The 25,313-nt window shown below is 45.6% G+C and carries 38 protein-coding genes; 30 read left to right on the top strand and 8 right to left on the bottom strand.

Features of this window, described 5'->3' with window-relative positions:
* Positions 1-1,480: 1,480 nt before the first annotated feature.
* The 5 genes from hslU to priA form a co-directional block, all read right to left on the bottom strand.
* Positions 1,481-2,812, bottom strand: coding sequence for an HslU--HslV peptidase ATPase subunit (hslU, locus tag R7O03_RS21390; protein WP_047101881.1), 1,332 nt, complete (start codon positions 2,810-2,812; stop codon positions 1,481-1,483).
* Positions 2,813-2,835: 23 nt separating this feature from the next.
* The gene (gene hslV, locus R7O03_RS21385; protein ID WP_005383176.1) at positions 2,836-3,387 is read right to left on the bottom strand and encodes an ATP-dependent protease subunit HslV; all 552 of its coding nucleotides are present in this window, start codon (positions 3,385-3,387) and stop codon (positions 2,836-2,838) included.
* 115 nt (positions 3,388-3,502) lie between these two features.
* Entirely contained in the window at positions 3,503-4,051 is a 549-nt protein-coding gene (gene ftsN, locus R7O03_RS21380) for a cell division protein FtsN (protein ID WP_017820300.1), read from the bottom strand.
* Positions 4,052-4,275: 224 nt separating this feature from the next.
* The gene (gene cytR / locus R7O03_RS21375; protein ID WP_254901949.1) at positions 4,276-5,304 is read right to left on the bottom strand and encodes a DNA-binding transcriptional regulator CytR; all 1,029 of its coding nucleotides are present in this window, start codon (positions 5,302-5,304) and stop codon (positions 4,276-4,278) included.
* Between the two features lie 303 nt (positions 5,305-5,607).
* Positions 5,608-7,812: a primosomal protein N' gene (gene priA / locus R7O03_RS21370; RefSeq protein WP_151514468.1), complete on the bottom strand. Its 2,205-nt coding sequence runs from the start codon at positions 7,810-7,812 to the stop codon at positions 5,608-5,610.
* A gap of 296 nt (positions 7,813-8,108) precedes the next feature.
* On the opposite strand from priA, the gene rpmE reads away from it, so the two are divergent.
* The 29 genes from rpmE to rplQ all read left to right on the top strand — a co-directional run bounded on the left by rpmE (position 8,109) and on the right by rplQ (position 22,446).
* Complete coding sequence (gene rpmE, locus R7O03_RS21365; RefSeq protein ID WP_005379546.1) at positions 8,109-8,330, top strand: 50S ribosomal protein L31; 222 nt, start codon at positions 8,109-8,111, stop codon at positions 8,328-8,330.
* A gap of 456 nt (positions 8,331-8,786) precedes the next feature.
* On the top strand, positions 8,787-9,098 hold the full coding sequence (gene rpsJ, locus R7O03_RS21360) for a 30S ribosomal protein S10 (protein WP_004410492.1): 312 nt from the start codon (positions 8,787-8,789) through the stop codon (positions 9,096-9,098).
* A 14-nt stretch (positions 9,099-9,112) separates the two neighbouring features.
* Positions 9,113-9,742, top strand: coding sequence for a 50S ribosomal protein L3 (gene rplC / locus R7O03_RS21355; RefSeq protein WP_005379555.1), 630 nt, complete (start codon positions 9,113-9,115; stop codon positions 9,740-9,742).
* Positions 9,743-9,759: 17 nt separating this feature from the next.
* Entirely contained in the window at positions 9,760-10,362 is a 603-nt protein-coding gene (gene rplD / locus R7O03_RS21350) for a 50S ribosomal protein L4 (RefSeq protein ID WP_005379556.1), read from the top strand.
* A complete protein-coding gene (gene rplW, locus R7O03_RS21345) occupies positions 10,359-10,661 on the top strand; it encodes a 50S ribosomal protein L23 (protein WP_004398471.1) in 303 nt (100 codons plus the stop codon). Before rplD ends, rplW begins: the two co-directional genes overlap by 4 nt.
* A 15-nt stretch (positions 10,662-10,676) precedes the next feature.
* Positions 10,677-11,501 carry a 50S ribosomal protein L2 gene (gene rplB, locus R7O03_RS21340; protein ID WP_005383168.1) on the top strand — a complete coding sequence of 275 codons (825 nt, stop codon included), beginning with the start codon at positions 10,677-10,679 and terminating at the stop codon, positions 11,499-11,501.
* A 21-nt stretch (positions 11,502-11,522) separates the two neighbouring features.
* Positions 11,523-11,801, top strand: coding sequence for a 30S ribosomal protein S19 (gene rpsS / locus R7O03_RS21335; RefSeq protein ID WP_004394525.1), 279 nt, complete (start codon positions 11,523-11,525; stop codon positions 11,799-11,801).
* Between the two features lie 10 nt (positions 11,802-11,811).
* Complete coding sequence (gene rplV / locus R7O03_RS21330; RefSeq protein ID WP_005383164.1) at positions 11,812-12,144, top strand: 50S ribosomal protein L22; 333 nt, start codon at positions 11,812-11,814, stop codon at positions 12,142-12,144.
* Between the two features lie 18 nt (positions 12,145-12,162).
* The gene (gene rpsC, locus R7O03_RS21325; protein WP_005383161.1) at positions 12,163-12,861 is read left to right on the top strand and encodes a 30S ribosomal protein S3; all 699 of its coding nucleotides are present in this window, start codon (positions 12,163-12,165) and stop codon (positions 12,859-12,861) included.
* Between the two features lie 11 nt (positions 12,862-12,872).
* Entirely contained in the window at positions 12,873-13,283 is a 411-nt protein-coding gene (gene rplP / locus R7O03_RS21320; protein WP_005379577.1) for a 50S ribosomal protein L16, read from the top strand.
* Entirely contained in the window at positions 13,283-13,474 is a 192-nt protein-coding gene (gene rpmC, locus R7O03_RS21315; protein ID WP_005379576.1) for a 50S ribosomal protein L29, read from the top strand. The genes rplP and rpmC overlap by 1 nt, the downstream gene beginning before the upstream one ends.
* Positions 13,474-13,728, top strand: a complete 255-nt coding sequence (gene rpsQ, locus R7O03_RS21310) for a 30S ribosomal protein S17 (RefSeq protein WP_005379575.1) — start codon at positions 13,474-13,476, stop codon at positions 13,726-13,728. The genes rpmC and rpsQ overlap by 1 nt, the downstream gene beginning before the upstream one ends.
* A 162-nt stretch (positions 13,729-13,890) precedes the next feature.
* Positions 13,891-14,262 (top strand): 50S ribosomal protein L14, encoded by a 372-nt coding sequence (gene rplN, locus R7O03_RS21305; RefSeq protein ID WP_004410450.1) that lies wholly within the window; start codon positions 13,891-13,893, stop codon positions 14,260-14,262.
* A 13-nt stretch (positions 14,263-14,275) separates the two neighbouring features.
* Entirely contained in the window at positions 14,276-14,593 is a 318-nt protein-coding gene (gene rplX, locus R7O03_RS21300) for a 50S ribosomal protein L24 (protein ID WP_005379574.1), read from the top strand.
* Positions 14,594-14,616: 23 nt separating this feature from the next.
* On the top strand, positions 14,617-15,156 hold the full coding sequence (gene rplE / locus R7O03_RS21295) for a 50S ribosomal protein L5 (RefSeq protein WP_005379573.1): 540 nt from the start codon (positions 14,617-14,619) through the stop codon (positions 15,154-15,156).
* Positions 15,157-15,173: 17 nt separating this feature from the next.
* Positions 15,174-15,479 carry a 30S ribosomal protein S14 gene (rpsN, locus tag R7O03_RS21290; protein ID WP_004410442.1) on the top strand — a complete coding sequence of 102 codons (306 nt, stop codon included), beginning with the start codon at positions 15,174-15,176 and terminating at the stop codon, positions 15,477-15,479.
* Between the two features lie 29 nt (positions 15,480-15,508).
* Positions 15,509-15,901 carry a 30S ribosomal protein S8 gene (gene rpsH, locus R7O03_RS21285; RefSeq protein ID WP_005379572.1) on the top strand — a complete coding sequence of 131 codons (393 nt, stop codon included), beginning with the start codon at positions 15,509-15,511 and terminating at the stop codon, positions 15,899-15,901.
* 13 nt (positions 15,902-15,914) lie between these two features.
* A complete protein-coding gene (gene rplF, locus R7O03_RS21280; RefSeq protein WP_005379570.1) occupies positions 15,915-16,448 on the top strand; it encodes a 50S ribosomal protein L6 in 534 nt (177 codons plus the stop codon).
* 9 nt (positions 16,449-16,457) lie between these two features.
* A complete protein-coding gene (rplR, locus tag R7O03_RS21275) occupies positions 16,458-16,811 on the top strand; it encodes a 50S ribosomal protein L18 (protein ID WP_005379568.1) in 354 nt (117 codons plus the stop codon).
* Between the two features lie 14 nt (positions 16,812-16,825).
* A complete protein-coding gene (rpsE, locus tag R7O03_RS21270; RefSeq protein WP_004745894.1) occupies positions 16,826-17,329 on the top strand; it encodes a 30S ribosomal protein S5 in 504 nt (167 codons plus the stop codon).
* 7 nt (positions 17,330-17,336) lie between these two features.
* A complete protein-coding gene (rpmD, locus tag R7O03_RS21265) occupies positions 17,337-17,513 on the top strand; it encodes a 50S ribosomal protein L30 (RefSeq protein WP_005379565.1) in 177 nt (58 codons plus the stop codon).
* Between the two features lie 5 nt (positions 17,514-17,518).
* Complete coding sequence (gene rplO, locus R7O03_RS21260) at positions 17,519-17,953, top strand: 50S ribosomal protein L15 (protein ID WP_005383155.1); 435 nt, start codon at positions 17,519-17,521, stop codon at positions 17,951-17,953.
* Between the two features lie 20 nt (positions 17,954-17,973).
* Positions 17,974-19,308 (top strand): preprotein translocase subunit SecY, encoded by a 1,335-nt coding sequence (secY, locus tag R7O03_RS21255; RefSeq protein WP_005379562.1) that lies wholly within the window; start codon positions 17,974-17,976, stop codon positions 19,306-19,308.
* 38 nt (positions 19,309-19,346) lie between these two features.
* A complete protein-coding gene (gene rpmJ / locus R7O03_RS21250) occupies positions 19,347-19,460 on the top strand; it encodes a 50S ribosomal protein L36 (RefSeq protein WP_000868186.1) in 114 nt (37 codons plus the stop codon).
* Between the two features lie 149 nt (positions 19,461-19,609).
* On the top strand, positions 19,610-19,966 hold the full coding sequence (gene rpsM / locus R7O03_RS21245) for a 30S ribosomal protein S13 (RefSeq protein ID WP_005383154.1): 357 nt from the start codon (positions 19,610-19,612) through the stop codon (positions 19,964-19,966).
* A gap of 18 nt (positions 19,967-19,984) precedes the next feature.
* Positions 19,985-20,374 (top strand): 30S ribosomal protein S11, encoded by a 390-nt coding sequence (rpsK, locus tag R7O03_RS21240; protein ID WP_001118870.1) that lies wholly within the window; start codon positions 19,985-19,987, stop codon positions 20,372-20,374.
* A 27-nt stretch (positions 20,375-20,401) separates the two neighbouring features.
* On the top strand, positions 20,402-21,022 hold the full coding sequence (gene rpsD / locus R7O03_RS21235) for a 30S ribosomal protein S4 (RefSeq protein ID WP_005383146.1): 621 nt from the start codon (positions 20,402-20,404) through the stop codon (positions 21,020-21,022).
* 24 nt (positions 21,023-21,046) lie between these two features.
* Positions 21,047-22,039, top strand: a complete 993-nt coding sequence (locus R7O03_RS21230) for a DNA-directed RNA polymerase subunit alpha (protein WP_005383143.1) — start codon at positions 21,047-21,049, stop codon at positions 22,037-22,039.
* A gap of 26 nt (positions 22,040-22,065) precedes the next feature.
* Complete coding sequence (gene rplQ / locus R7O03_RS21225; protein ID WP_005383141.1) at positions 22,066-22,446, top strand: 50S ribosomal protein L17; 381 nt, start codon at positions 22,066-22,068, stop codon at positions 22,444-22,446.
* A gap of 135 nt (positions 22,447-22,581) precedes the next feature.
* Here the strand turns inward: rplQ and R7O03_RS21220 are convergent, their stop codons facing one another.
* The gene (locus R7O03_RS21220; RefSeq protein ID WP_017820297.1) at positions 22,582-23,061 is read right to left on the bottom strand and encodes a DUF2780 domain-containing protein; all 480 of its coding nucleotides are present in this window, start codon (positions 23,059-23,061) and stop codon (positions 22,582-22,584) included.
* A 154-nt stretch (positions 23,062-23,215) separates the two neighbouring features.
* Positions 23,216-23,836 carry an FKBP-type peptidyl-prolyl cis-trans isomerase gene (locus R7O03_RS21215; RefSeq protein ID WP_005383137.1) on the bottom strand — a complete coding sequence of 207 codons (621 nt, stop codon included), beginning with the start codon at positions 23,834-23,836 and terminating at the stop codon, positions 23,216-23,218.
* Between the two features lie 232 nt (positions 23,837-24,068).
* Between R7O03_RS21215 and R7O03_RS21210 the strand changes: the two genes are divergently transcribed.
* Positions 24,069-24,665 carry a LysM-like peptidoglycan-binding domain-containing protein gene (locus R7O03_RS21210; protein ID WP_262666668.1) on the top strand — a complete coding sequence of 199 codons (597 nt, stop codon included), beginning with the start codon at positions 24,069-24,071 and terminating at the stop codon, positions 24,663-24,665.
* Between the two features lie 91 nt (positions 24,666-24,756).
* Here the strand turns inward: R7O03_RS21210 and R7O03_RS21205 are convergent, their stop codons facing one another.
* Positions 24,757-25,218, bottom strand: a complete 462-nt coding sequence (locus tag R7O03_RS21205) for a GNAT family N-acetyltransferase (protein ID WP_017820295.1) — start codon at positions 25,216-25,218, stop codon at positions 24,757-24,759.
* Positions 25,219-25,313: the final 95 nt, after the last annotated feature.

Below are 25,313 nucleotides of genomic sequence, written 5' to 3'. Positions count from 1 at the left end.
TGAGTGGGGAAGAATAGGCGTCTGCTGTTGCCAGATTCTTAGTCTCGCTTGAGCTCGCTAGAATGACGAGATCTTTTTTGATTTAGGTATTGTCAAAGTCACCGTCATTCTGAACAACGAGTGTGATTCAGAATCGATCATCCGATTGTGCGGTGGTTAAGGTGAGTGGGGAAGAATAGGCGTCTGCTGTTGCCAGATTCTTAGTCTCGCTTGAGCTCGCTAGAATGACGAGATCTTTTGGATTTAGATGTTGTCAAAGTCACCGTCATTCTGAACAGCGAGCAGCGAGTGTGATTCAGAATCTATCGTCCCAATAGTGCCGTGGTTAAGGTGAGTGGGAAAGAATAGGCGTCTGCTGTTACCAGATTCTTAGTCTCGCTTGAGCTCGCTAGAATGACGAGATCTTTTTGATTTAGATGTTGTCAAAGTCACCGTCATTCTGAACAACGAGTGTGATTCAGAATCTATCGTCCGGTTGTGCAGTGGTGAAGGTGAGTGGGAAAGAATAGGCGTCTGCTGTTACCAGATCCTTAGTCTCGCTTGAGCTCGCTAGAATGACCAGGTCTTTTGATTTAGATGTTGTCAAAGTCACCGTCATTCTGAACAACGAGGAACGAGTGTGATTCAGAATCTATCGTCCGGTTGTGCAGTGGTGAAGGTGAGTGGGAAAGAATAGGCGTCTGCTGTTAGCAGATCCTTAGTCTCGCTTGAGCTCGCTAGAATGACCAGGTCTTTTGATTTAGGTGTTGTCACAGTCACCGTCATTCTTAACAACGAGTGTGATTCAAAATCGATCATCCGATTGTGCGGTGGTGAAGGTGAGTGGGAAAGAATAGGCGTCTGCTGTTAGCAGATTCTTAGTCTCGCTGGATCTCGCTAGAATGACGAGAGCTTTTGGTCTAGATGTTGTCAAAGTCACCGTCATTCTGAACAACGAGGAACGAGTGTGATTCAGAATCTATCATCCGATTGTGAAGTGGTGAAGGTGAGTTGGAAAGAAAGGCGTTTGCTGTTAGCAGATTCTTAGTCTCGCTTAAGCTCGCTAGAATGACGAGATCTTTTTGATTTAGATGTTGTCTAAGTCACCGTCATTCTGAACAGCGAGGAACGAGTGTGATTCAGAATCTATCATCCGATTGTGAAGTGTTACGGTGAGAGAGAAAGAATAGGCGTTTGCTGTTAGCAGATTCTTAGTCTCGCTTAAGCTCGCTAGAATGACGAGATCTTTTTGATTTAGGTGTTGTCACAGTAACCGTCATTCTGAACAGCGAGGAACGAGTGTGATTCAGAATCTATCGTCCGATTGTGCGATGATTAAGGTGAGCGAGGAAGAGTAGGCGTCTGTTGTTAGCAGATTCTTAGTCTCGCTTGAGCTCGCTAGAATGACGAGAGCTTTTGATTTAGATGTTGTCAAAGTCACCGCCATTCTAAACAAAAAGCCCAGAAACAAGGTTCTGGGCTTTGGTGGGATAGATTGCGGTTAAAGAATAAAGCGGCTTAGATCTTCATCTTCAATCGTGTCGCCTAGGCGCTCTTTCACATAAGCGGAATTAATAACGAATTTAGCGCCAGATTGCTCCGCTGCGTCGTAAGAGATTTCATCCATCAAGCGTTCCATTACGGTGTGTAAGCGACGAGCACCGATGTTTTCTGTGCTTTCGTTGACCGTCCATGCCGCTTCCGCGATTTGCGTGATGCCGTCTTCTGTGAATTCGATGTCCACATCTTCCGTTTTCATCAACGCAACGTACTGCTCTGTTAGAGAGGCTTTTGGTTCTGTCAGAATGCGTTTGAAGTCGTTGCTGCTTAGTGCTTCTAGCTCAACACGAATTGGTAGACGGCCTTGCAATTCTGGGATCAAGTCAGATGGTTTTGCCACTTGGAATGCACCAGATGCAACAAACAGAATGTGGTCTGTTTTTACCATGCCGTGCTTGGTTGATACCGTGCTGCCTTCAATCAATGGAAGTAGGTCGCGCTGAACACCTTCGCGTGAAACGTCTGGGCCTGAGCTCTCGCCGCGTTTACAGATCTTGTCGATCTCATCGATAAATACGATGCCGTTGTTTTCAACGTTGAAAATCGCTGCTTCTTTTAGCTCTTCTTGGTTTACCAGTTTCGCCGCTTCTTCTTCCGCTAACGCTTTCATTGCGTCTTTGATTTTCAGCTTACGTTTTTTCTTAGTGTCGCCTGCCAGGTTTTGGAACATGCCTTGCAGCTGGTTAGTCATCTCTTCCATACCAGGAGGCGCCATGATCTCTACGCCCATCTGCGGTGCGGCTACGTCGATTTCAATTTCTTTATCGTCTAGTTGGCCTTCACGCAGTTTCTTACGGAAGATCTGGCGAGTGTGAGAAGACTCTTCCGTTTGCTCTGCTTGACCCCAACTATCACGTGCTGGTGGCAGTAGCGCATCAAGAATGCGTTCTTCCGCTTGCTCTTCTGCGCGGAATTTCACTTTCTCCATTGCTTGTTGATGCGTCATTTTCACAGCGACATCGGTTAGGTCACGGATGATGGTTTCAACTTCTTTACCAACGTAACCCACTTCGGTGAATTTTGTCGCTTCAACTTTGATGAAAGGGGCATTTGCCAGTTTTGCGAGGCGTCGTGCGATTTCAGTCTTACCAACACCAGTAGGACCAATCATCAAGATGTTTTTTGGCGTCACTTCGGCACGCAAGCTTTCTTCAAGCTGCATGCGGCGCCAGCGGTTACGAAGTGCAATCGCAACCGAACGCTTGGCTTTTTCTTGACCGATAATGTGGCGGTTCAATTCATGAACGATTTCGCGAGGCGTCATTTCAGACATATTCTTTCCTTACTTCGTTACGATTACGCGGTTGGTTTTTCAGGCTCTACTGTTGAGTCTAGCTCTTCTACCGTGTGGTGATGGTTAGTGAAGACACAAATATCACCCGCGATATTGAGAGCTTTTTCCGCGATCTCACGAGCATCTAGATCTGTGTTTTCTAGTAGGGCGGTTGCGGCAGCTTGTGCGTAAGCACCACCAGAGCCAATCGCAATCAGGTCATGTTCTGGCTGTACGACATCACCATTACCGGTAATGATTAACGATGCGGTTTCGTCGGCAACGGCAAGTAAGGCTTCGAGCTTGCGCAAAGCACGATCGCTACGCCAGTCTTTGGCTAGCTCAACTGCCGCTTTGGTTAGGTGACCTTGGTGCATTTGCAGTTTGCTTTCGAAGCGCTCAAAAAGGGTGAAGGCATCCGCAGTACCGCCGGCAAAGCCCGCTAGTACTTGGTTGTTGTATAGGCGGCGAACTTTGCGCGCATTACCTTTCATTACGGTATTGCCTAGAGATACTTGGCCATCACCCGCGATGACGACTTTATTATTTCGACGTACAGATACAATGGTAGTCACAGTCGACCTCTTGATTATTTCTCTTTGGATTTAATTCAGTATATGGGGGAGGAGAAATGGGGATTCAAGGGGGCAAAAAGAAAGGCCCTAGGATCTTAGCTCCTAGGGCCTGAGTTTAAAGATTTTCTTTCCAAATCGCGCACGGCTCGATTTTCGCGCGTTGCAGTTTATGGCGGTCACGTTCTGCATCACGTTTGAACTTATACGGACCTAGCACCACGCGATACCATGAACTGCCTTCTTTCTTACGAATCTTGCTCGACATCCCTTGGAACGCGATTGCAAGCTTGCGCTCTTCCGCTTGTGCCTGAGTTTTGTACGCGCCACACTGCATGATGTAAGGAATTTTAGAAACTTCAATTTCTTTAGCCACAACTTCAACTTCACGTTTCGGTAGTGACTCAACATATTCCCATTTTTCTTCTGGTGGTGGCGGCAAGTCTTTTTTCGGCTTTGGTTTGCTGACAGTGGTTGTTGGCTGCTTCACGACTGGTTGTTTAGGTTCTGGGTCGCTACTCAAAAGGTAAAGACCATAGCCAAAACCGCCCACGAGCAAGATAGCGAGCAGGCCACTGCGCCAAGGTTTTTTTCTTCTCGGCGGCTGTTTTTTTGTCGACTTTTTTGGGGCGCCTCGCCCCCGTCTTACATAATCTCTATTTGCCACGGTTATTTCTGGTCATCAAGGATTCTTGCAAATATGTTAATCCAGAACGAGTTGAGAAAACACCCTATTGATAGAATCTTGATAGCTAAAGCGCGACAACGTCCGAGTGTAGGAGTGTGTTTCTGTTCTCGCTTATGTTTATTCGGGGATATACAAAAAGCAGGAGGGGTAAATAAAAAGCGGCGCCTTGGCACCGCTTTGGGGATGAATACCTAATCTTTAGGTTAAGGGCGCTGTGGTGGCGCTGCACTTCCACGAATGACGAGATTAGTTTCAAGCAGACGCGAGCCTGAATGCACGTCGTGGCCTTTTAACATCTCGAGCATCATTAGCATCGCTTGTCGACCAATCTCATAGCGAGGTTGAGAGATGGTGGTCAACGGTGGATCGCAGTACTGAGCGAAGTTAATGTCATCAAAGCCCACAACAGAGAGATCTTGCGGTACTCGTAAGCCAAGCTTTTTCGCTTCTTGAATTGCGCCGATGGCCATTGTGTCACAGTGACAGAAAATAGCCGTTGGTGGTTCTGGCAATTCGAGCAGTTTACGAACGGCTTTTGCTCCGCCATCAAAAGAGAACTCAGTAATGACACTATATTGTGGATCTTTATTGATGCCGGCACGGCGCAGGGCTTGTTGGTAGCCTTGCTGGCGGAACTGACACAATATTGCTGTATCTGGTCCAGAGATTTGAGCAATGCGTTTATGACCTAATTGAGTCAGGTAATTCACCGCTTCAAATGCTGAGGTCAGGTTATCAATATGTACTGTCGGAAGCTCGAGCTCTGGCGCAAATTCACACGCCATTACCATCGGAGGTAAGTTCTTTTGCTCTGGCTTACTGACATCGAATGGTAGATCTGTACCAAGCAGTAGCATTCCATCTGCCTGCTTAGTAAATACGAGGTTAACGAAAGAGCTTTCGCGTTTCTTCTGTTGTCCGCTATCGCCCAGCAGGACTAGATAGCCATGTTCCATGGCTGCATCTTCAATACCGCGAATAATTTCAGAAAAATAAGGATCACAGATGTCGGGAACGATAGTAACAATGGTTTTTGATTCGTTTCTACGTAAGTTACGCGCTAATGAGTTTGGAGAATAACCCGCTTCAAGTACGGCATCTTCTACTCTCTTTCTTGTAGAAGAAGAGACTTTCTCTGGATTCATTAAGGCTCGAGATACCGTAGCCGTAGACACTCCCGCAAGCTGGGCAACATCCTTCATTGTCGCCATAGTTTTTAACCTCTCATTTATTTTTTGCCAAGATGACGTTATTCCGGTTTGAAATCAGAGTAATCAAACCGAGTTAGAGCTGTGTTTGCTCTTCGCTCAGTTCGTGTTAACGAGTGGGAAAATGGATTCTTCACCGCGATATCAATTTGTGGGAATAGTCATTGTTTTAATCTAAGCCTGTGCAAACAAGTCACTTTAGACTTTTCTAATTTGGATAGTCTATTCATTTCTAAAGTGAAAGTTACGGTCTGTTTAACAAAAATTGTAATCTTGGTGTGATTCTGGTCACATTAAATGGTAATTCATTACATAGTTAAACGTTTGCTAGCTGAGATCTTGTGGTTCTATGTCTAAATTCCAGCGTACTTTCTTAGCATTTGGCAACAACTCAATAGCAGGTTTGGCACTGGTTAATAACTTTTGCATCAATGAACGATGCTGAGTTTGCAGTAATAGTTGCCAACGGTATTTACCAGCCCGCTTGGCCAAAGGTGAAGGAGTAGGGCCTAACACCATGCAGGAATCATCGAACAGAGGGTGTGACTCTAACGTAAAGCGAACCTGACGCAGGAAGTCTTCAACTACCTCACTTTGGTTCGCCTCTGCTTTAAACAGAGTCAAGAAACTATAAGGCGGAAGCTGAGCCAGTTTGCGTTCTTCCAGAGCAGTCATAGCAAAGTGGCGATAGTCTTTTTGAAGCAGGGCCTGCAGCAAGCTGTGCTCAGGATGGTGGGTTTGTAGGATAACCTCGCCAGGTTTACTTGCGCGGCCGGCACGACCTGCGACCTGAATAAACAACTGCGCTAGTCGCTCGGAAGCGCGGAAGTCACTACTATAAAGAGAGCCATCAACATCCAAAAGAGCAACGAGCGTTACATTTGGAAAATGGTGCCCCTTAGCCAGCATTTGGGTGCCAATCAGAATTTGATGTTCACCTTTACGAATCGATTCAAGGGCATCTTCCAAACTACCTTTGCGACGTGTGCTGTCTCTGTCGATGCGAATGGCGTTGTATTCTGGAAATAACTGAGCCAATTGTTGTTCGAGTTGTTCCGTTCCTACGCCGACGGTAACCAATTGGGTTGAACCACACCCCTGACATTGATGAATCACCGGTTGTTGTGAGCCGCAGTGATGGCAGCGTATTTCGTTGCTGTAATGGTGGAACGTATAGTACGCATCACAGCGTTTACATTCTGCAATCCAACCGCATTCATGGCACATCAAAGCGGGCGAAAAGCCTCGACGGTTAAGAAACAACATTACTTGATTGCCCGCTTTTAAATGCTTGCGCATTTCGGCAATCAGTTGGGCAGATAAGCCACTTTCTAAATACTGACCTTTTACATCTAACACTTTATTGGTGGTTGGTACGGCAGAGCCAGCTCGTTGGGTTAGTGTTAAATGGTGATATTTACCAGACAGCGCATTATGCAAAGTTTCTAATGCTGGCGTCGCTGAGCCGAGGACAATCGGTACTTGCTCTTTATGGGCGCGCATTACAGCAACATCGCGTGCATGATAACGCAAGCTATCTTGTTGTTTGTAAGAGGTGTCATGCTCCTCGTCCACAATGATAATCCCGAGATCAGCAAAAGGCGCGAGTAGGGCAGAGCGTGTGCCGATAATGATTCCGGCCGCTTTGTCGCGTGCAGAAAGCCACGCATTCAGACGCTCCGTCTCGTTTAACCCGGAGTGGATGACGTCAACTGGCACATTAAAACGGTGTTTAAAGCGGTTGATGGTTTGGGGCGTTAAGCCAATCTCTGGTACTAAAACCAAGGCTTGTTTCCCTTGCTCTAAAACTGGCTTGATAAGGTTTAAGTAAACTTCGGTTTTACCAGAGCCAGTTACTCCCTCTAATAAATAGCAAGCAAAGCCTGTTTGGCTATTTACACTCGCAATAGCCAGCGCTTGTTCGTGGTTGAGCTTTGGCTTTTCGACGTCGCATTCAACGTGCTGTCCCCACTGGGTGATTACAGGCTTCTTCTCGATACGTTCAATCCAGCCTTTCTCTTCTAAAGACTTTAGTACTGTTGAGGCTATCTCTTGGTCGACAAATTCCTGGTGAGGCAAAGCGCCGTTAACCAACATTTGCAAGACCTTCTGTTGTTTGACCGCTCGACGATCAAGCCCTTGCATCAGCTTGTCTTTACCGGATTCGGTAATTTGCCACTCTTGTAGCGTCGCAAAATCTGCAGGCTTTCCTTTACGTAGAGCTGCTGGCATCGCATTGTGTAGCGTATCTCCAAGTGGGTATTGGTAGAACTGGCTGCACCAAGTCAGCAACGAATAAAGCTTTTCAGACCATATCGGCTGAGAATCAAGAACTGCTTTGATTGGCTTGAGTTGATCTTTGGGAAAGTCCGATTGATTAACCATCGCGGTGACGATGCCAACTAACGTTTGGCGTCCAAAAGGTACGGAAACGCGTCCACCAATGATCGGAAACAGGTGCCCCGGAATGGCGTAATCAAATTGTTTGTCGAGCGGAACGGGTAATGCCACTCTAGCAATGGTTGGACGCATAAATTCTTAGCTATTAAAAAAGAGGGAAAGGAAATGAGAGTCTATTAAAATCGGTATGGAAATTCGAGTAAAGCAATGCGATTCAGCGTGAATCGTGCCTCTATGATTAGTCTGGCTAAAAAAGTGGCGAAAAAGTTGCCAAATGTGTTGATCCGAGCAATGTGATTCTTTACTATATCGCGCCTTGAGATATGGCTTCGGCAATTAGTTGATGCGGTATCCCATTTTATTATTAATTGCGTGTGGTGTGCGGCTTAGATTCGTATAGCGACACGGCCTACTATTGAGGTTATCCCATGAAAGCTGGTATCCACCCAGAATACAAAGCAGTAAAAGCGACTTGTTCTTGCGGCAACTCTTTTGAGTTCAACTCTACTCTAGGTAAAGAGTCTATCCACCTAGACGTATGTGACAAGTGTCACCCATTCTACACTGGTAAGCAACGTATCGTTGATACAGGCGGCCGTGTTGATCGCTTCAACAAGCGTTTCGGTGCACTATCAAGCGGTAAGAAATAATAGCAGCCGCTATTACGATTACAGTTTAGAAAAGGACGCTTCGGCGTCCTTTTTGTTTTAATGGCTACCAAGCGAAGAGGAATGTATGGGATTTGGAATATTCCCGATTATTTTTCACTCAGCGCTTGCAACCTAAAGTGTGATCTGTATAATGCAGCGCACTGGTTAAGCCAGTTGTGAACCAATGAGCAGTGAGGAGCGAGCAAATCTAAGGATTTGTGAGGTAATGTATACTCAGCTTATGTTCGCGGTTAATACAATTAGCTATCTTTTCTTCGGAAAAACTATCCTCAAAGGTGACTTTGGCATATAGGGATAGTTAATCGAAAATTAACTGACAATGCGTCCTAATCTTGGATGCTACGGTTTCACATAAATCAATCGGCATTCTCTCGTCTTGACGAGTTTGAGTGGCGATATTGTTTGTGTAATTTATTAAATTTGGAGCTCTGTCTCATGCAGAACCAACGTATCCGTATCCGCCTAAAAGCTTTCGATTACAAACTAATCGATGCTTCTACAGCGGAAATCGTTGAAACAGCTAAGCGCACTGGCGCACAGGTTCGTGGTCCAATCCCACTGCCAACTCGTAAAGAGCGTTTCACAGTTCTTATCTCTCCACACGTTAACAAGAAAGCACGTGACCAGTACGAAATCCGTACTCACAAGCGTCTAATCGACATCGTTGAGCCAACAGACAAGACTGTTGATGCTCTAATGCGTCTAGACCTTGCTGCGGGCGTTGACGTTCAAATTAGCCTAGGTTAAGGGAGATTAGAAGTATGATTGGTCTAATCGGTCGTAAAGTGGGCATGACCCGCGTATTTACTGAAGAAGGCGTTTCTATCCCAGTAACAGTTGTTGAGGTTGAAGCTAACCGTGTTTCTCAAGTGAAAACTCTTGAAACTGACGGCTACGCAGCAATCCAGGTTACAGCTGGTTCTAAGAAAGCTAACCGTGTAAACAAAGCTGAAGCAGGTCACTTTGCTAAAGCTGGCGTTGAAGCTGGTCGCGGTCTTTGGGAATTCCGTTTAGAAAACGGCGAAGAGTTCGAAGTTGGTTCAGAACTAACTGTTGAACTATTCAACGAAACTAAGAAAGTAGACGTTACTGGTACATCTAAGGGTAAAGGTTTCCAAGGCGCTGTTAAGCGTTGGAACTTCCGTACTCAAGATATGACTCACGGTAACTCATTGTCTCACCGTGCTCCTGGTTCTATCGGTCAATGTCAGACTCCAGGTCGCGTATTTAAAGGCAAGAAAATGGCAGGTCACATGGGTGCTGAGCGTGTAACGACTCAAAACCTAGAGATCGTACGTGTTGACGCTGAGCGCAACCTGCTTCTTATTAAAGGTGCAGTCCCAGGCGCAACTGGCGGCAACGTGATCGTTAAACCAGCTGTTAAAGCATAACGTCTCAGGAGTAAGTAATGGAACTAATGGTTAAAGGTGCCGATGCACTAACTGTTTCCGAAACTACTTTCGGACGTGAGTTTAACGAAGCTCTTGTACACCAAGTAGTTGTTGCGTACGCAGCAGGTGCTCGTCAAGGTACTCGTGCTCAAAAAACACGTTCAGAAGTTTCTGGCGGTGGCGCTAAGCCATGGCGTCAAAAAGGTACTGGCCGTGCGCGTGCTGGTACAATCCGTAGCCCAATCTGGCGTACAGGTGGTGTTACTTTTGCTGCGAAACCACAAGATCACAGCCAAAAAGTAAACAAAAAAATGTACCGTGGTGCTATGAAGAGCATTCTTTCTGAGCTTGTTCGTCAAGAGCGTCTAATCGTTGTTGATAACTTCTCAGTTGAAGCACCAAAGACTAAAGAGCTAGTTGCTAAGCTTAAAGAGCTTGAGCTAACTGACGCTCTAATCGTGACTAGCGAAGTAGATGAGAATCTATTCCTAGCTGCTCGTAACCTATACAAAGTTGACGCACGTGATGTTGCTGGTATCGATCCAGTATCTCTAATCGCGTTTGACAAAGTTGTAATGACTGCAGAAGCAGTTAAGCAAGTAGAGGAAATGCTAGCATGATCACTGAAGAGCGTATCCTAAAAGTTCTACGTGCACCGCACATCTCTGAAAAAGCAACTATGGCAGCTGAGAAAGCGAACACTATCGTTTTCAAAGTAGCTAAAGATGCGACTAAAAAAGAGATCAAAGCAGCTGTAGAAAAGCTATTTGAAGTTGAAGTTAAGTCTGTAAATACTCTTATCACTAAGGGTAAGACCAAACGTCAAGGTCTACGCCAAGGTCGCCGCAGCGACGTTAAGAAAGCGTACGTTACTTTGAAAGAAGGTCAAGATCTTGACTTCGTTGGCGGCGCGGAATAACAGGAGTAGTTAAAAATGGCTATTGTTAAATGTAAGCCGACTTCCCCTGGTCGTCGTCACGTTGTTAAAGTTGTTAACGCTGACCTACACAAGGGCAAGCCATACGCACCTCTTCTAGAGAAAAACTCTAAGAACGGTGGTCGTAACAACAAGGGTCGTATCACAGTACGTCACATCGGCGGTGGTCACAAGCATCACTACCGTGTAGTTGACTTCAAACGTACTAAAGATGGTATTCCAGCGACAGTTGAGCGTCTTGAATACGATCCAAACCGTAGCGCAAACATTGCTCTAGTTCTTTACAAAGACGGTGAGCGTCGCTACATCCTAGCACCTAAAGGTGTTGTAGCTGGTGATGTTATTCAGTCTGGTGTTGATGCACCAATCAAAGCTGGTAACACTCTACCAATGCGTAATATCCCAGTAGGTTCAACAGTACATAACGTTGAACTTAAGCCTGGTAAAGGTGGTCAGCTAGCTCGTTCGGCTGGTGCTTACGCTCAAATCGTTGCTCGCGACGGTGCGTACGTAACTATCCGTCTACGTTCTGGCGAGATGCGCAAAGTTCTTTCTGAAGGCCGTGCAACAATCGGTGAAGTTGGTAACTCTGAGCACATGCTACGTGAACTTGGTAAAGCAGGTGCATCACGTCATCGCGGTATCCGTCCAACGGTTCGTGGTGTTGTAATGAACCCGATTGACCACCCACATGGTGGTGGTGAAGGCCGTACTTCTGGTGGTCGTCACCCAGTATCTCCTTGGGGTATGCCTACTAAAGGCTTCAAGACTCGTAAGAACAAACGCACTGACAAGTACATCGTACGTCGTCGTAACAAGTAATCTATATAAAGAGGAATCGCCATGCCACGTTCTCTCAAGAAAGGTCCTTTTATTGACCTACACTTGCTGAAGAAGGTAGAGAAAGCGGTGGAAAGCGGAGACAAAAAGCCTATTAAGACTTGGTCCCGTCGTTCAATGATCATCCCTACGATGATCGGTTTGACCATCGCTGTCCATAATGGTCGTCAGCACGTACCAGTATTTGTAACTGATGAAATGATCGGTCACAAACTGGGTGAATTCGCACCAACACGTACTTACCGCGGTCACGCTGCGGATAAGAAAGCTAAGAAGCGCTAAGGAGTAGATAATGGAAGCAATTGCTAAACATAACTTTGCTCGCATTTCGCCTCAGAAAGCTCGCTTAGTTGCGGATCTAATCCGTGGTAAATCTGTTGACCAAGCTCTAGAAATCCTAACGTTCAGCAACAAAAAAGCTGCTGCACTAGTTAAGAAAGTTCTAGAGTCTGCTATCGCTAACGCGGAGCACAACGAAGGTGCAGATATTGACGATCTGAATGTCGCAAAAATCTTTGTAGATGAAGGCCCAACCATGAAGCGTATTATGCCTCGTGCTAAAGGTCGTGCGGATCGTATCTTGAAGCGTTCAAGCCACATCACTGTTGTTGTAGCAGATCGCTAGAGACTAGGAGAGTAAGCAATGGGTCAAAAAGTACATCCAAATGGTATTCGTCTAGGCATCGTTAAGCCTTGGAATGCTACATGGTTTGCTAACACCAAAGATTTCGCTGACAACCTAGACGGCGACTTCAAGGTACGTCAGTTCCTTACAAGTGAACTGAAAAAAGCGTCTCTATCACGTATCGTTATCGAGCGTCCTGCTAAGAGCATCCGTGTGACTATTCACACTGCTCGTCCAGGCGTTGTTATCGGTAAGAAAGGTGAAGACGTTGAGAAGCTACGCGCAGCTGTAGCTAAAATTGCAGGTGTACCAGCGCAAATTAACATCGCTGAAGTACGTAAGCCTGAACTAGATGCGCAACTTGTTGGTGATAGCATCGCGTCTCAGCTAGAGCGTCGTGTTATGTTCCGTCGTGCTATGAAGCGCGCAGTACAAAACGCAATGCGCCTAGGCGCTAAAGGTATCAAAGTGGAAGTAAGCGGTCGTCTAGGCGGCGCTGAAATCGCACGTTCAGAGTGGTACCGTGAAGGCCGTGTGCCTCTACACACTCTACGTGCTGACATTGATTACGCAACTTCTTCGGCTCACACTCAATACGGTGTGATCGGCATTAAAACTTGGATCTTCAAAGGTGAAATCCTAGGTGGTATGCCAGCAGCTAACGCTGTAGAGCCTAAAGGCGACAAGCCTAAGAAGCAGCGTAAAGGCCGTAAGTAAGGAGTCGACAGATGCTACAACCTAAACGTACTAAGTTCCGTAAGGTTCAGACTGGTCGTAACCGTGGTCTAGCTAAAGGTACTGATGTAAGCTTCGGCGAATTCGGTCTTAAAGCTGTTGGCCGTGGTCGTCTAACTGCTCGTCAAATCGAAGCGGCACGTCGTGCAATGACACGTCACGTTAAGCGTCAAGGTAAAATCTGGATCCGTGTGTTCCCAGACAAACCAATCACAGAAAAACCACTTGAAGTTCGTCAAGGTAAGGGTAAAGGTAACGTTGAGTACTGGGTAGCCCAAATCCAACCTGGTAAGGTTATGTACGAAATGGGTGGTGTACCTGAAGAATTGGCACGTGAAGCGTTCCGTCTTGCGGCACGTAAACTGCCTTTCAAAACTACATTTGTAACTAAGCAGGTGATGTGATGAAAGCACAAGATCTACGCGAGAAAAGCGTTGAAGAGCTTAACGCTGAGCTAATGAATTTGCTACGCGAACAGTTCAACTTGCGCATGCAAGCTGCGACTGGTCAACTACAGCAAACTCATACTCTGAAAGCTGTACGCCGTGATATCGCACGTGTGAAAACTGTTTTGACTGAGAAGGCAGGCGCATAATGAGCGAAGTAAAACGTACTCAACAAGGTCGTGTTGTTAGCGACAAGATGGACAAGTCTATCACTGTTGCTATCGAACGTTTCGTAAAACACCCAATCTACGGTAAATACGTAAAACGTACGACTAAAGTACACGCACATGACGAGAACAACGAGTGTGGCCTAGGCGACACAGTTGAAATCGCAGAGTGTCGTCCACTGTCTAAGACTAAGTCTTGGACTTTGGTAAAAGTTCTAGAAAAGGCGAAGATTTAATCTCGTTAATTCTATGAAACTAAAGCGGCTCCAAAATATTTTTGGAGCCGTTTATTTTTTGACTACCCAATCACAAAAAAGGGTGGTACAATTCGCGTCCCTTTTAAAGAGGCAGCCCGACCCGTGATGGGTCTAGTTATTAATATTTAGCGGAGCACTAACATGATCCAAATGCAAAGTATGCTGGACGCAGCTGATAACTCAGGCGCACGCAGCGTAATGTGTATTAAGGTTCTGGGTGGCTCTCACCGCCGTTATGCACATATCGGTGACGTCATCAAAGTTACTGTGAAGGAAGCAATCCCTCGCGGTAAAGTTAAAAAAGGTGATGTTCTGAAGGCGGTGGTAGTGCGCACCCGTAAAGGCGTACGTCGTCCTGACGGTTCTGTCATTCGCTTCGACCGAAATGCTTGCGTATTGCTAAACGACAATACTGAGCAACCAATCGGTACACGTATCTTTGGTCCTGTGACACGCGAACTTCGTGGCGATAAGTTCATGAAGATCGTTTCACTGGCTCCAGAAGTTCTGTAAGGAGCACGTAGAAATGGCAGCTAAAATCCGTCGTAATGACGAAGTAATCGTTCTTGCTGGTAAAGACAAAGGCAAGAAAGGTAAAGTAACTAAGGTTCTAGCAACTGGTAAAGTTATCGTTGAAGGTATCAACCTAGTTAAGAAACATCAGAAACCTGTTCCAGCTATGGGTATCCAAGGCGGTATCGTAGAGCAAGAAGCAGCTATCGACGTTTCTAACGTGGCTATCTTTAACGCAGCTACTGGTAAAGCTGACCGTATCGGTTTCCGTTTTGAAGACGGCAAAAAAGTTCGTTTCTTCAAGTCTAACGGCGAAACCGTTTCTAACTAATAGAAGTAATTTGGAGTTCTACTATGGCGAAACTGCATGATTACTACAAGTCGTCTGTAGTCGCTGAACTGACCAAACAGTTCGGTTACACAAGCGTCATGCAAGTCCCTAGAATCGAGAAAATCACCCTAAACATGGGTGTTGGTGAAGCAATCAACGATAAGAAACTGCTAGAAAATGCAGCGTCTGATATGGCAACGATCTCTGGTCAAAAGCCACTTATCACAAAAGCGCGCAAATCTGTTGCAGGTTTCAAAATCCGTGAAGGCTACCCTATCGGTTGTAAAGTAACCTTGCGTGGCGAACGTATGTGGGATTTTCTTGAGCGTTTAATTAACATCGCTCTTCCACGTGTACGTGACTTCCGTGGTGTTAGCGCTAAGTCTTTTGACGGTCGCGGTAACTACAGCATGGGCGTTCGCGAGCAAATCATCTTCCCGGAAATCGACTTTGATAAAGTTGATCGAGTACGCGGTCTAGACATCACTATTACGACGTCTGCTGGTACTGATGAGGAAGGCCGTGCTCTGCTGGCTGCCTTTAACTTCCCATTCCGTAAGTAAGGTGAAGGGTTACTGTTATGGCTAAAAATTCAATGAAAGCACGTGAAGCAAAACGTGCGAAGCTAGTAGCTAAGTTCGCTGAAAAGCGTGCAGCGCTAAAAGCTATCATCAGCGATGTAAACGCATCTGAAGAAGATCGTTGGAACGCGGTTCTTACACTGCAATCTCTTCCACGTGATTCAAGTGCATCACGTCAGCGCAACCGTTGCAACCAAACTGGTCGTCCACACGGTTACCTACGTAAGTTCGGTCTAAGCCGTATTAAGGTTCGTGAAGCTTGCATGAAAGGCGAGATTCCGGGTCTTCGTAAGGCTAGCTGGTAATTGCCACTTAATCATTTGGAGTAAATCATATGAGCATGCAAGATCCGATTTCGGATATGCTGACCCGCGTTCGTAACGGTCAGGCAGCAAACAAAGTTGCTGTAAAAATGCCTTCTTCAAAGCTTAAAGTTGCAATTGCTGCACTACTAAAAGCTGAAGGTTACATCGTTGACTTCGCTGTTGAAGGCGAAGCAAAACCTGAGCTAGAAGTTACACTTAAGTACTTCCAAGCTAAACCAGTAATCGAGCAACTTAAACGTGTTTCTCGTCCAGGTCTACGTGTTTACAAGAAGAAAGATGAACTTCCTTCTGTAATGGGTGGTCTTGGTATTGCTATCGTTTCTACTTCCAAGGGTCTTATGTCAGACCGCGCTGCACGTAAAGCAGGTCTTGGTGGTGAAATCATCGCTTACGTAGCTTAATAAGGAGTAGACTATGTCTCGTGTTGCAAAAGCACCTGTCGCTATTCCAGCTGGCGTAGAGGTGAAACTAAACGGCCAAGAAATCACTGTAAAAGGTGCGAAAGGCGAACTAACTCGCGTTCTTAACAACGCAGTTGTAATCGCTCAGGAAGAAAATAACCTGACTTTCGGTCCTAAAGAAGGTGTTGCTAACGCATGGGCTCAAGCAGGTACTGCTCGCGCTCTAGTTAACAACATGGTTGTTGGTGTTACTGAAGGCTTTACTAAGAAGCTAACTCTTAAAGGTGTAGGTTACCGTGCTGCTATCAAAGGCAACGCTGTAGGTCTAACACTAGGCTTCTCACACCCAGTTGAGCACGAGTTGCCAGCGGGTATTAAAGCTGAATGTCCAAGCCAAACTGAAATCGTGATCACTGGTGCTGACAAGCAACTAGTTGGTCAAGTTGCGGCTGACATTCGTTCTTACCGTGAGCCTGAGCCATACAAAGGCAAAGGTGTTCGTTACGCAGATGAAAATGTGCGTACTAAAGAAGCTAAGAAGAAGTAAGGTAACACTATGGATAAGAAAGCATCTCGCATCCGTCGTGCTACACGTGCACGTCGTAAGATTGCAGAACTGGGTGCGACTCGCCTAGTTGTACACCGTACTCCTCGTCACGTGTACGCACAGGTTATCGCGGCTAACGGCTCTGAGGTTATCGCAGCAGCTTCTACTGTAGAAAAAGCGATCCGTGAGCAAGTGAAATACACTGGTAACGTTGATGCAGCTAAAGCAGTGGGTAAAGCTATTGCTGAGCGCGCTCTAGAGAAGGGCGTAACTGCAGTTGCATTTGATCGTTCTGGTTTCCAATACCACGGTCGAGTAGCGGCGCTAGCAGAATCTGCTCGCGAAGCTGGTCTGAAATTCTAAGGTAGGGTTGGAAGATGGCTAAAGAACAACAAGTTCAAGCGAATGATTTGCAAGAAAAGCTAATCGCAGTTAACCGTGTTTCTAAAACGGTTAAAGGTGGTCGAATCATGAGCTTCACTGCACTAACAGTAGTTGGTGACGGTAACGGTCGTGTAGGTTTCGGTTACGGCAAAGCTCGTGAAGTACCTGCAGCGATTCAAAAAGCAATGGAAAAAGCGCGTCGTAACATGACTACGATCGCTCTAAACGAAGGCACTCTTCACCACCCAGTGAAAGGTCGCCATTCGGGCTCTAAAGTTTACATGCAGCCTGCTGCAGAAGGTACTGGTGTTATCGCAGGTGGTGCGATGCGTGCAGTACTAGAAGTTGCTGGTGTACACAACGTACTATCTAAAGCGTACGGTTCTACGAACCCTATCAACATCGTTCGTGCAACGATCGATGCACTAGGTAGCATGAAGTCACCAGAAATGGTTGCTGCTAAACGTGGTCTAACTGTTGAATCTATTTCGGAGTAAGAACACCATGGCAACTATTAAAGTAACTCAAACTAAAAGCTCAATTGGTCGTCTGCCAAAGCACAAAGCTACTTTGCGCGGTCTAGGTCTTCGTAAAATCAACCACACAGTAGAACTTGAAGATACTCCGTGTATTCGCGGTATGATCAACAAGGTTTACTACATGGTTAAAGTTGAGGAGTAATCAGAATGCGTTTGAATACTCTAGCACCGGCTGCTGGCGCGAAAACTTCTGCGAAGCGAGTAGGTCGTGGTATCGGTTCAGGCCTAGGTAAAACTGGTGGCCGTGGTCACAAAGGTCAAAAATCACGTTCTGGCGGCAGTGTTCGTCCAGGTTTCGAAGGCGGTCAGATGCCTCTGAAACAACGTCTACCAAAATTCGGTTTCACTTCTCGTAAGAGCCTAGTGTCTGCTGAAGTTCGTCTAGCTGAGCTAGCGAAAGTTTCTGGTGACGTAGTTGATCTAAACAGTCTTAAAGCTGCTAACATCATCACTAAGAACATCGAATTTGTAAAAGTTGTTCTTTCTGGTGAAATCAACAAAGCAGTGACTGTTAAAGGTCTACGTGTGACTAAAGGCGCTAAAGCTGCAATCGAAGCTGCAGGCGGTAAAATCGAGGAATAATCTCGAGGAACGAGGTACAGATGGCTAAGAAACCAGGACAAGATTTTCGTAGTGCTCAGAGCGGCTTAAGTGAACTAAAGTCGCGCTTGTTATTCGTAATTGGTGCACTTTTAGTATTCCGAGCCGGCTCTTTTGTGCCGATTCCTGGTATTGACGCTGCTGTACTTGCCGATTTGTTCGAACAGCAAAAAGGTACCATCGTTGAAATGTTTAACATGTTCTCCGGTGGTGCTCTTGAGCGTGCATCTATATTAGCATTGGGCATCATGCCGTATATTTCGGCATCTATTGTTGTCCAATTGCTAACTGTAGTTCATCCAGCGTTAGCTGAACTCAAAAAAGAGGGTGAAGCAGGCCGTCGTAAGATAAGCCAATACACACGCTACGGCACGCTTGTACTTGCAACCTTCCAAGCTATAGGTATTGCAACTGGCCTACCAAACATGGTCGACAATCTGGTTGTTATCAACCAAACCATGTTTACGCTAATTGCTACCGTAAGTTTAGTAACCGGTACCATGTTCTTGATGTGGTTAGGTGAACAAATTACAGAGCGCGGAATTGGTAACGGTATTTCGATACTGATTTTTGCAGGTATTGTTGCTGGATTGCCTTCTGCAATCGGTCAAACAATCGAGCAAGCGCGTCAAGGTGAATTGCATGTACTTCTTCTGTTGCTAATCGCGGTATTAGCTTTTGCAGTAATTTACTTCGTTGTTTTCATGGAACGTGGTCAACGCCGAATCGTCGTTAACTATGCGAAACGTCAACAAGGTCGTAAAGTGTTTGCTGCGCAAAGCTCGCACTTGCCTCTTAAAATTAACATGGCAGGTGTAATTCCAGCGATTTTTGCATCAAGTATTATCTTGTTCCCAGGAACATTGGCTCAGTGGTTTGGTCAAAACGGTGAGAGCAGCGCGTTCGGTTGGTTAACTGACGTGTCTTTGGCTCTTAGCCCTGGTCAACCGTTGTATGTAATGCTTTATGCAGCAGCAATTATCTTCTTCTGTTTCTTCTACACTGCGTTGGTTTTCAACCCGCGTGAAACAGCAGATAACTTGAAGAAGTCTGGTGCATTCGTACCCGGTATCCGCCCAGGTGAGCAGACAGCGAAATACATTGATAAAGTAATGACACGTTTAACCCTTGCTGGTGCACTGTACATTACCTTTATCTGTCTGATTCCCGAGTTCATGATGGTCGCGTGGAACGTACGTTTCTACTTCGGCGGTACATCGCTACTAATCGTAGTTGTTGTAATTATGGACTTTATGGCACAGGTACAGACTCATCTGATGTCTCAACAGTATGATTCTGTGTTGAAGAAAGCGAATCTGAAAGGCTACGGCCGTTAATCCGGCGGTAGACTCAGTTTCATTTACGGAGTTTAGCAATGAAAGTTCGTGCTTCCGTTAAAAAAATCTGCCGTAACTGTAAAGTAATCAAGCGTAACGGTGTCGTTCGCGTGATTTGCAGTGAGCCAAAGCACAAACAGCGCCAAGGCTAATTAGCAGAAATTTTTACTTGAAAATGAAGGTTGGGTCGAGTATATTCCTCGGCCTACCTTTTGCGTGCAAAAGAAGTAGTATTCCGCAGCGTATCCATAACGGGCTTTGCTGCGGCTAATTCTTTTATAGAAACACTTAGGAGTGAATAATGGCCCGTATAGCAGGCATTAACATTCCTGATCAGAAACATGCAGTAATCGCTCTAACAGCGATCTACGGCATCGGTAAAACTCGCTCTCAAGCTATCCTAGCTGAAGTGGGTATTGCTGAAAATGTTAAGATCAGTGAACTAACTGAAGAGCAGATCGATCAACTGCGTGATGGTGTAGCTAAGTACACTGTAGAAGGTGATCTACGTCGTGAAGTATCTATGAACATCAAGCGTCTTATGGACCTTGGCTGTTACCGTGGTCTTCGTCATCGTCGCAGTCTACCACTACGTGGACAGCGTACTAAAACCAACGCTCGCACCCGTAAGGGTCCGCGTAAGCCGATCAAGAAATAATCGGGAAGGTAGAGTACAATGGCTAAACAACCAACTCGCGCTCGTAAGCGCGTACGCAAGCAAGTTGCAGATGGCGTTGCGCACATCCATGCTTCTTTCAATAACACAATCGTAACCATTACTGACCGTCAAGGTAACGCTCTTGCATGGGCTACTGCAGGTGGTTCTGGTTTCCGTGGTTCTCGTAAGTCTACTCCGTTCGCTGCACAGGTTGCTGCTGAGCGTTGTGCTGAAATGGCTAAAGAATACGGCCTAAAGAACTTGGAAGTTATGGTTAAGGGTCCTGGTCCAGGTCGCGAATCTACTGTTCGTGCACTAAACGCCGCTGGTTTCCGCATCACAAACATCGTTGATGCTACACCAATCCCTCATAACGGTTGTCGTCCACCTAAGAAACGTCGCGTATAACGTTTCTAGGACAATTGGAGAAGAATCATGGCAAGATATTTGGGTCCTAAGCTGAAGCTTAGCCGTCGTGAAGGCACTGACTTATTCCTTAAGTCTGGTGTTCGCGCGATCGATACCAAGTGTAAAATTGATAACGCACCAGGTGTACACGGCGCTCGTCGCGGTCGTCTATCTGAGTATGGCGTTCAGCTTCGTGAGAAGCAAAAAGTACGTCGTATGTACGGCGTTCTAGAAAAACAATTCCGTAACTACTACAAAGAAGCTGCTCGCCTAAAAGGCAACACTGGTGAAAACCTACTTCAGCTTCTTGAAGGTCGTCTTGATAACGTAGTTTACCGCATGGGCTTTGGCGCAACTCGCGCAGAAGCACGTCAGCTAGTTAGCCACAAAGCTATCCTAGTAAACGGTAAAGTTGTAAACGTTCCTTCTTTCAAAGTAGCGGCTAATGACGTTGTTTCTATTCGCGAGAAAGCTAAACAGCAAGCTCGTATCAAAGCAGCTCTAGAAGTTGCTGAACAACGTGAAAAACCAACTTGGATTGAAGTAGATGGTGGCAAGATGGAAGGTACATTCAAGCGTATGCCTGAGCGTTCTGATCTATCAGCTGACATCAACGAACAATTGATCGTCGAGCTTTACTCTAAGTAAGGTTTAAACTAAAGAGAGGACACAATGCAGGGTTCTGTAACAGAATTTCTTAAGCCACGTCTAGTTGACATCGAACAAATCAGCTCGACTCACGCAAAAGTAACTCTTGAGCCATTAGAGCGTGGCTTTGGTCATACTCTGGGTAATGCACTTCGCCGCATCCTTCTATCTTCTATGCCAGGTTGTGCTGTAACAGAAGTAGAAATTGAAGGCGTACTTCATGAGTACAGCACGAAAGAAGGCGTTCAAGAAGATATTCTTGAAATTCTTCTAAACCTTAAAGGTTTGGCTGTGCGCGTTGCCGAAGGCAAAGATGAAGTGTTCATTACTTTGAACAAATCAGGCTCGGGCCCTGTGGTTGCAGGTGACATCACCCATGATGGTGATGTAGAGATCGCTAACCCTGAACACGTAATTTGTCACCTAACGGATGACAACGCTGAGATCGCAATGCGTATCAAAGTTGAACGTGGTCGTGGTTATGTTCCAGCTTCTGCGCGTATCCATAACGAAGAAGACGAGCGTCCTATCGGTCGCCTACTAGTAGATGCTACTTACAGCCCAGTAGACAAAATTGCCTACGCTGTAGAAGCAGCTCGTGTAGAACAGCGTACTGATCTAGACAAGCTTGTTATCGATATGGAAACAAACGGTACTCTAGAACCTGAGGAAGCAATCCGTCGTGCAGCTACAATCCTAGCTGAACAATTGGATGCATTCGTAGATCTTCGTGATGTACGAGTTCCTGAGGAGAAGGAAGAGAAGCCAGAATTCGATCCGATCCTACTGCGTCCTGTAGACGATCTTGAACTAACAGTTCGCTCTGCTAACTGTCTGAAAGCAGAAGCGATTCACTACATCGGTGATCTAGTACAACGTACTGAGGTTGAGCTACTTAAAACGCCTAACCTTGGTAAAAAGTCTCTTACTGAGATTAAAGACGTACTTGCGTCACGTGGTCTGTCTCTGGGCATGCGCCTAGAAAACTGGCCACCTGCATCAATCGCTGAAGATTAATCGATACTAGTTAGAAGGATTAGGTCATGCGCCATCGTAAGAGTGGTCGTCAACTCAACCGCAACAGCTCACATCGCAAAGCGATGTTCAGCAACATGGCTAGCTCTCTAGTACGTCATGAAGTTATCAAGACTACTTTGCCAAAAGCAAAAGAGCTACGTCGCGTAGTTGAGCCTTTGATTACACTAGCTAAGACTGACAGTGTTGCTAACCGTCGTCTAGCATTTGCACGTACTCGTGACAACGAAGTAGTTGCAAAACTATTTAACGAACTAGGTCCACGTTTTGCTGCTCGTCAGGGCGGTTACACTCGTATCCTAAAAGCTGGCTTCCGTGCTGGTGATAAAGCTCCAATGGCTTACATTGAGCTTGTAGATCGCCCAGCTGCTGAAGAAGCTGCTGAGTAATCAGTTCGTAAGAACGAGAAAGCCGAGCATTAGCTCGGCTTTTTTGTATCTGTAATTCAGTAAACCTTTATATCCAGTCTGCATTTATTTCAACCCATGCAGACTGGCAATTTAAAAAGTGATTATCACTTACGCTTATTTACTAGTATTCCACAATCCGCCCAACGAACTTAGAAGCCCTTCGCTAGCGCCTTGCTTGTTCAAGTAATCCAAGATGACTGGAGCAAACTGACTGATCATAGATGGGTCTAAACCTAACGTATCGAATGCACTTTTGACTGCACTGATATTCTCAATATTTCCTAGTAAGCTTTGTGCTCCTTGCAAGTTTGAAAGTCCAGGAATCAAAGACTGTAATTCACTACTATTTTCTTGCGAAAGCTGGCTTTGAGCCAAAGCGAGTAGCGCACCACTGCCTCCGGCTGCTTGCTCAGTGGATACTGGTAATTGGCTAGTTAGCATGTCTGTTAATGGAGATGACTCGGTGTTCAAGCTGCTGCCGACCATGTCCATCAGGCCACTTTCTTTACTTTTTTGAGTGACTGAATCTAAGAATGCGTGCGCACTACCAATGTTGATTGATAGGAGTGCTAGAGTTAGGAGTGTTTTACGCATAGTACCTCCAAAGGTTGAGCGTTTTTTAAAAGTGATTTTATTTTTAAAGGCTATCAGAGTGAAAGGTTCAGAGGTGAGAAAGTCTATTCAGTTTAGACAAAAAAAACGGCGCTAGTGCGCCGTTTTATTTAATCATAATTGAAAATGGTTTCAATTAGATAATATCTAATAGTTCTACTTCGAAAACTAAAGCTGCAAATGGAGGGATAGCCGCACCAGCGCCACGCTCACCGTACGCAAGATCTTGTGGTACGTATAGCTTCCACTTAGAGCCAACAGGCATTAGTTGTAGTGCCTCTACCCAACCTTTGATTACACCTGTAACAGGGAATTCAGCAGGTTGACCGCGAGATACAGAGCTATCGAATACAGTACCGTCAGTTAGCTCACCGTGGTAGTGAACGCGAACTGAGCTTTCTGCTGTAGGAACTGCACCAGTACCTTCAGAAATGATTTCGTACTGAAGACCAGAGTCTAGAACGTTAACTTCAGGTCGTAGAGCGTTGTCTTTTAGGAACGCTTCGCCTTCTGCTGCCGCAATTTTTGCTGCTTCTTGGCGAGCTGTTTCTGCACGAGTGTGAAGTTCTTGTAGTGCTTTGTTGATTTCATCAATTTCGATTGATGGCATGTCACCAGTTAGTGCTGTTGCAATACCTGCTGCGATAGCATCAACGCTAAGACCTTCAAGACCAGAGCCTGCAAGTTGCTGACCCATTTGCAGACCAATGCCGTAGCTTGCTTTTTGTTCTGCAGTTTCAAATTTAATTTCAGACATGAATGTCGCTCTTATTAGGAGTGATAAAGGTGACAGGATATCAGTTTCGAGCTTAGGTTTAAATGATTGCGACTGAATGCTTAATTGAGGCGGCCAGGTTGTGACTTATCTCTTACTCCAAGTGAAATTTCTGCTAATTTAATCCCAATTCCATTTTAGTTTGGTGAAAAACATATACTCTCCGCGTCGGTATTTTTATACTGACCGTAGAAGTATTAAGGGACTCATTACAATGAATCGTCGCAGAAAGAAAAAGCAGCAAGTCGACTATGTCGAATTGGTTAAACAAAAATTCGCTGCTATCGACTGGAAGCAGCCGTTCAACAAAGAGCAACGGTTGGAGCGTATACAGCCTGTTAAGCAGTTTTGGTTGCGTCTGCCTAAATTTCATCAGCGTGCTTTGATGGTCTTAGTGCCATTGATTCTGGTACTCCTTGTTATTCCTTTGCCAAATAAAACAGATCAACCAGTTGAGCAGACTGAGGTCGATCATCAACGCGTAGCGATTGAGCTGAACGCGCAGAGTTTAAGCCAGCAGAGAACCTCTCAGAACTCTGGACCGAAATCTGAAGACTGGAAAGAGTACACGGTTAAAAATGGTGATACATTAGCGCAGGTTTTCAGAAGTAATCAGCTCTCTATGGCGGATCTTAGCGCTCTGGTCAAAATAGAAGGCAGTGATAAGCCGCTAAGCCAAATAAAGCAGGGACAGTTGATTCGCTTTAAGCTTAGTGACGAAGGCGAGTTAGATATGCTACAGCTGGAAAAAAGCGGGCGGTCCGTTATGTTTTTCCGTTTGTCGGATGGGACCTTTGGGCGTAACAAGTAAACGCTTCAAATGAAAAGACGCGAATATATCGCGTCTTTTTAGTTAGTTTTTTAATTCGATTAGTTTTCATAGTAACCAATCGAATTGAAACTTATAGCGCTACGGATTCTTTCCGCATATCCACATGAGGGATACCATCTTCAAGGTAGCACTCTGAGATAACCTTGAATCCATGACTTGCATAAAACTGGATGAGGTGTTCTTGAGCACCTATATCTATTGTCTGCCCTGGCCATAATGTTTCGCATTGTGCCAATGCCTTGTCCAATAACTTATGACCTAAGCCACCGCCTCGCGCGGTCTGCTTTGTCACCACTCGACCAATACTCACATTGTCATACGTAGTGCCTGCGGGCAGTAATCGTGCGCAAGCAACCAGTTCATCACCGTGATAGCCTATTAGATGATAAACGCCTTCCAGCGTGTCCTTACCATCAAGTTCAGGATAAGGGCAGGTTTGTTCAACAACGAATACATCCACACGCAATTTCATCATTTCATACAGCTGTGTGGTTGTTAGCTGAGCAAAGGGCAAAGTAATCCAAGTGAGCATGTTGTCATCCGTAATGAGAATAGAGTGACTGACTTTACTTTGTTTTGAGCTCATACTCATTAACAAAGGTTAATTAGCACTGGTTTTCCCACCAA

This window comes from Vibrio sp. Vb2960 (genome assembly GCF_033337665.1).
Taxonomy (GTDB): domain Bacteria; phylum Pseudomonadota; class Gammaproteobacteria; order Enterobacterales; family Vibrionaceae; genus Vibrio; species Vibrio alginolyticus.
This window is presented reverse-complemented; position numbering and strand designations above follow the sequence as displayed.

Excerpts from the sequence above, each read along its gene's own strand:
- rpmJ (WP_000868186.1), top strand. The coding sequence starts at position 19,347 with ATGAAAGTTCGTGCTTCCGTTAAAAAAATCTGCCGTAACTGTAAAGTA.
- priA (WP_151514468.1), bottom strand. The coding sequence starts at position 7,812 with ATGCGTCCAACCATTGCTAGAGTGGCATTACCCGTTCCGCTCGACAAA.
- R7O03_RS21220 (WP_017820297.1), bottom strand. The coding sequence starts at position 23,061 with ATGCGTAAAACACTCCTAACTCTAGCACTCCTATCAATCAACATTGGT.
- rplE (WP_005379573.1), top strand. The coding sequence starts at position 14,617 with ATGGCGAAACTGCATGATTACTACAAGTCGTCTGTAGTCGCTGAACTG.
- rpsJ (WP_004410492.1), top strand. The coding sequence starts at position 8,787 with ATGCAGAACCAACGTATCCGTATCCGCCTAAAAGCTTTCGATTACAAA.
- rplR (WP_005379568.1), top strand. The coding sequence starts at position 16,458 with ATGGATAAGAAAGCATCTCGCATCCGTCGTGCTACACGTGCACGTCGT.
- rplC (WP_005379555.1), top strand. The coding sequence starts at position 9,113 with ATGATTGGTCTAATCGGTCGTAAAGTGGGCATGACCCGCGTATTTACT.
- rplX (WP_005379574.1), top strand. The coding sequence starts at position 14,276 with ATGGCAGCTAAAATCCGTCGTAATGACGAAGTAATCGTTCTTGCTGGT.
- rpsQ (WP_005379575.1), top strand. The coding sequence starts at position 13,474 with ATGAGCGAAGTAAAACGTACTCAACAAGGTCGTGTTGTTAGCGACAAG.
- rplB (WP_005383168.1), top strand. The coding sequence starts at position 10,677 with ATGGCTATTGTTAAATGTAAGCCGACTTCCCCTGGTCGTCGTCACGTT.
- R7O03_RS21215 (WP_005383137.1), bottom strand. The coding sequence starts at position 23,836 with ATGTCTGAAATTAAATTTGAAACTGCAGAACAAAAAGCAAGCTACGGC.
- rplV (WP_005383164.1), top strand. The coding sequence starts at position 11,812 with ATGGAAGCAATTGCTAAACATAACTTTGCTCGCATTTCGCCTCAGAAA.
- rpsH (WP_005379572.1), top strand. The coding sequence starts at position 15,509 with ATGAGCATGCAAGATCCGATTTCGGATATGCTGACCCGCGTTCGTAAC.
- rplF (WP_005379570.1), top strand. The coding sequence starts at position 15,915 with ATGTCTCGTGTTGCAAAAGCACCTGTCGCTATTCCAGCTGGCGTAGAG.
- rpsC (WP_005383161.1), top strand. The coding sequence starts at position 12,163 with ATGGGTCAAAAAGTACATCCAAATGGTATTCGTCTAGGCATCGTTAAG.
- rpsN (WP_004410442.1), top strand. The coding sequence starts at position 15,174 with ATGGCTAAAAATTCAATGAAAGCACGTGAAGCAAAACGTGCGAAGCTA.
- rplW (WP_004398471.1), top strand. The coding sequence starts at position 10,359 with ATGATCACTGAAGAGCGTATCCTAAAAGTTCTACGTGCACCGCACATC.
- rpsS (WP_004394525.1), top strand. The coding sequence starts at position 11,523 with ATGCCACGTTCTCTCAAGAAAGGTCCTTTTATTGACCTACACTTGCTG.
- rpsM (WP_005383154.1), top strand. The coding sequence starts at position 19,610 with ATGGCCCGTATAGCAGGCATTAACATTCCTGATCAGAAACATGCAGTA.
- rpsD (WP_005383146.1), top strand. The coding sequence starts at position 20,402 with ATGGCAAGATATTTGGGTCCTAAGCTGAAGCTTAGCCGTCGTGAAGGC.
- rplD (WP_005379556.1), top strand. The coding sequence starts at position 9,760 with ATGGAACTAATGGTTAAAGGTGCCGATGCACTAACTGTTTCCGAAACT.
- hslU (WP_047101881.1), bottom strand. The coding sequence starts at position 2,812 with ATGTCTGAAATGACGCCTCGCGAAATCGTTCATGAATTGAACCGCCAC.
- secY (WP_005379562.1), top strand. The coding sequence starts at position 17,974 with ATGGCTAAGAAACCAGGACAAGATTTTCGTAGTGCTCAGAGCGGCTTA.
- rplO (WP_005383155.1), top strand. The coding sequence starts at position 17,519 with ATGCGTTTGAATACTCTAGCACCGGCTGCTGGCGCGAAAACTTCTGCG.
- R7O03_RS21230 (WP_005383143.1), top strand. The coding sequence starts at position 21,047 with ATGCAGGGTTCTGTAACAGAATTTCTTAAGCCACGTCTAGTTGACATC.
- rpmE (WP_005379546.1), top strand. The coding sequence starts at position 8,109 with ATGAAAGCTGGTATCCACCCAGAATACAAAGCAGTAAAAGCGACTTGT.
- rplP (WP_005379577.1), top strand. The coding sequence starts at position 12,873 with ATGCTACAACCTAAACGTACTAAGTTCCGTAAGGTTCAGACTGGTCGT.
- R7O03_RS21205 (WP_017820295.1), bottom strand. The coding sequence starts at position 25,218 with ATGCTCACTTGGATTACTTTGCCCTTTGCTCAGCTAACAACCACACAG.
- rpmC (WP_005379576.1), top strand. The coding sequence starts at position 13,283 with ATGAAAGCACAAGATCTACGCGAGAAAAGCGTTGAAGAGCTTAACGCT.
- rpsK (WP_001118870.1), top strand. The coding sequence starts at position 19,985 with ATGGCTAAACAACCAACTCGCGCTCGTAAGCGCGTACGCAAGCAAGTT.
- rpmD (WP_005379565.1), top strand. The coding sequence starts at position 17,337 with ATGGCAACTATTAAAGTAACTCAAACTAAAAGCTCAATTGGTCGTCTG.
- rplN (WP_004410450.1), top strand. The coding sequence starts at position 13,891 with ATGATCCAAATGCAAAGTATGCTGGACGCAGCTGATAACTCAGGCGCA.
- R7O03_RS21210 (WP_262666668.1), top strand. The coding sequence starts at position 24,069 with ATGAATCGTCGCAGAAAGAAAAAGCAGCAAGTCGACTATGTCGAATTG.
- rplQ (WP_005383141.1), top strand. The coding sequence starts at position 22,066 with ATGCGCCATCGTAAGAGTGGTCGTCAACTCAACCGCAACAGCTCACAT.
- rpsE (WP_004745894.1), top strand. The coding sequence starts at position 16,826 with ATGGCTAAAGAACAACAAGTTCAAGCGAATGATTTGCAAGAAAAGCTA.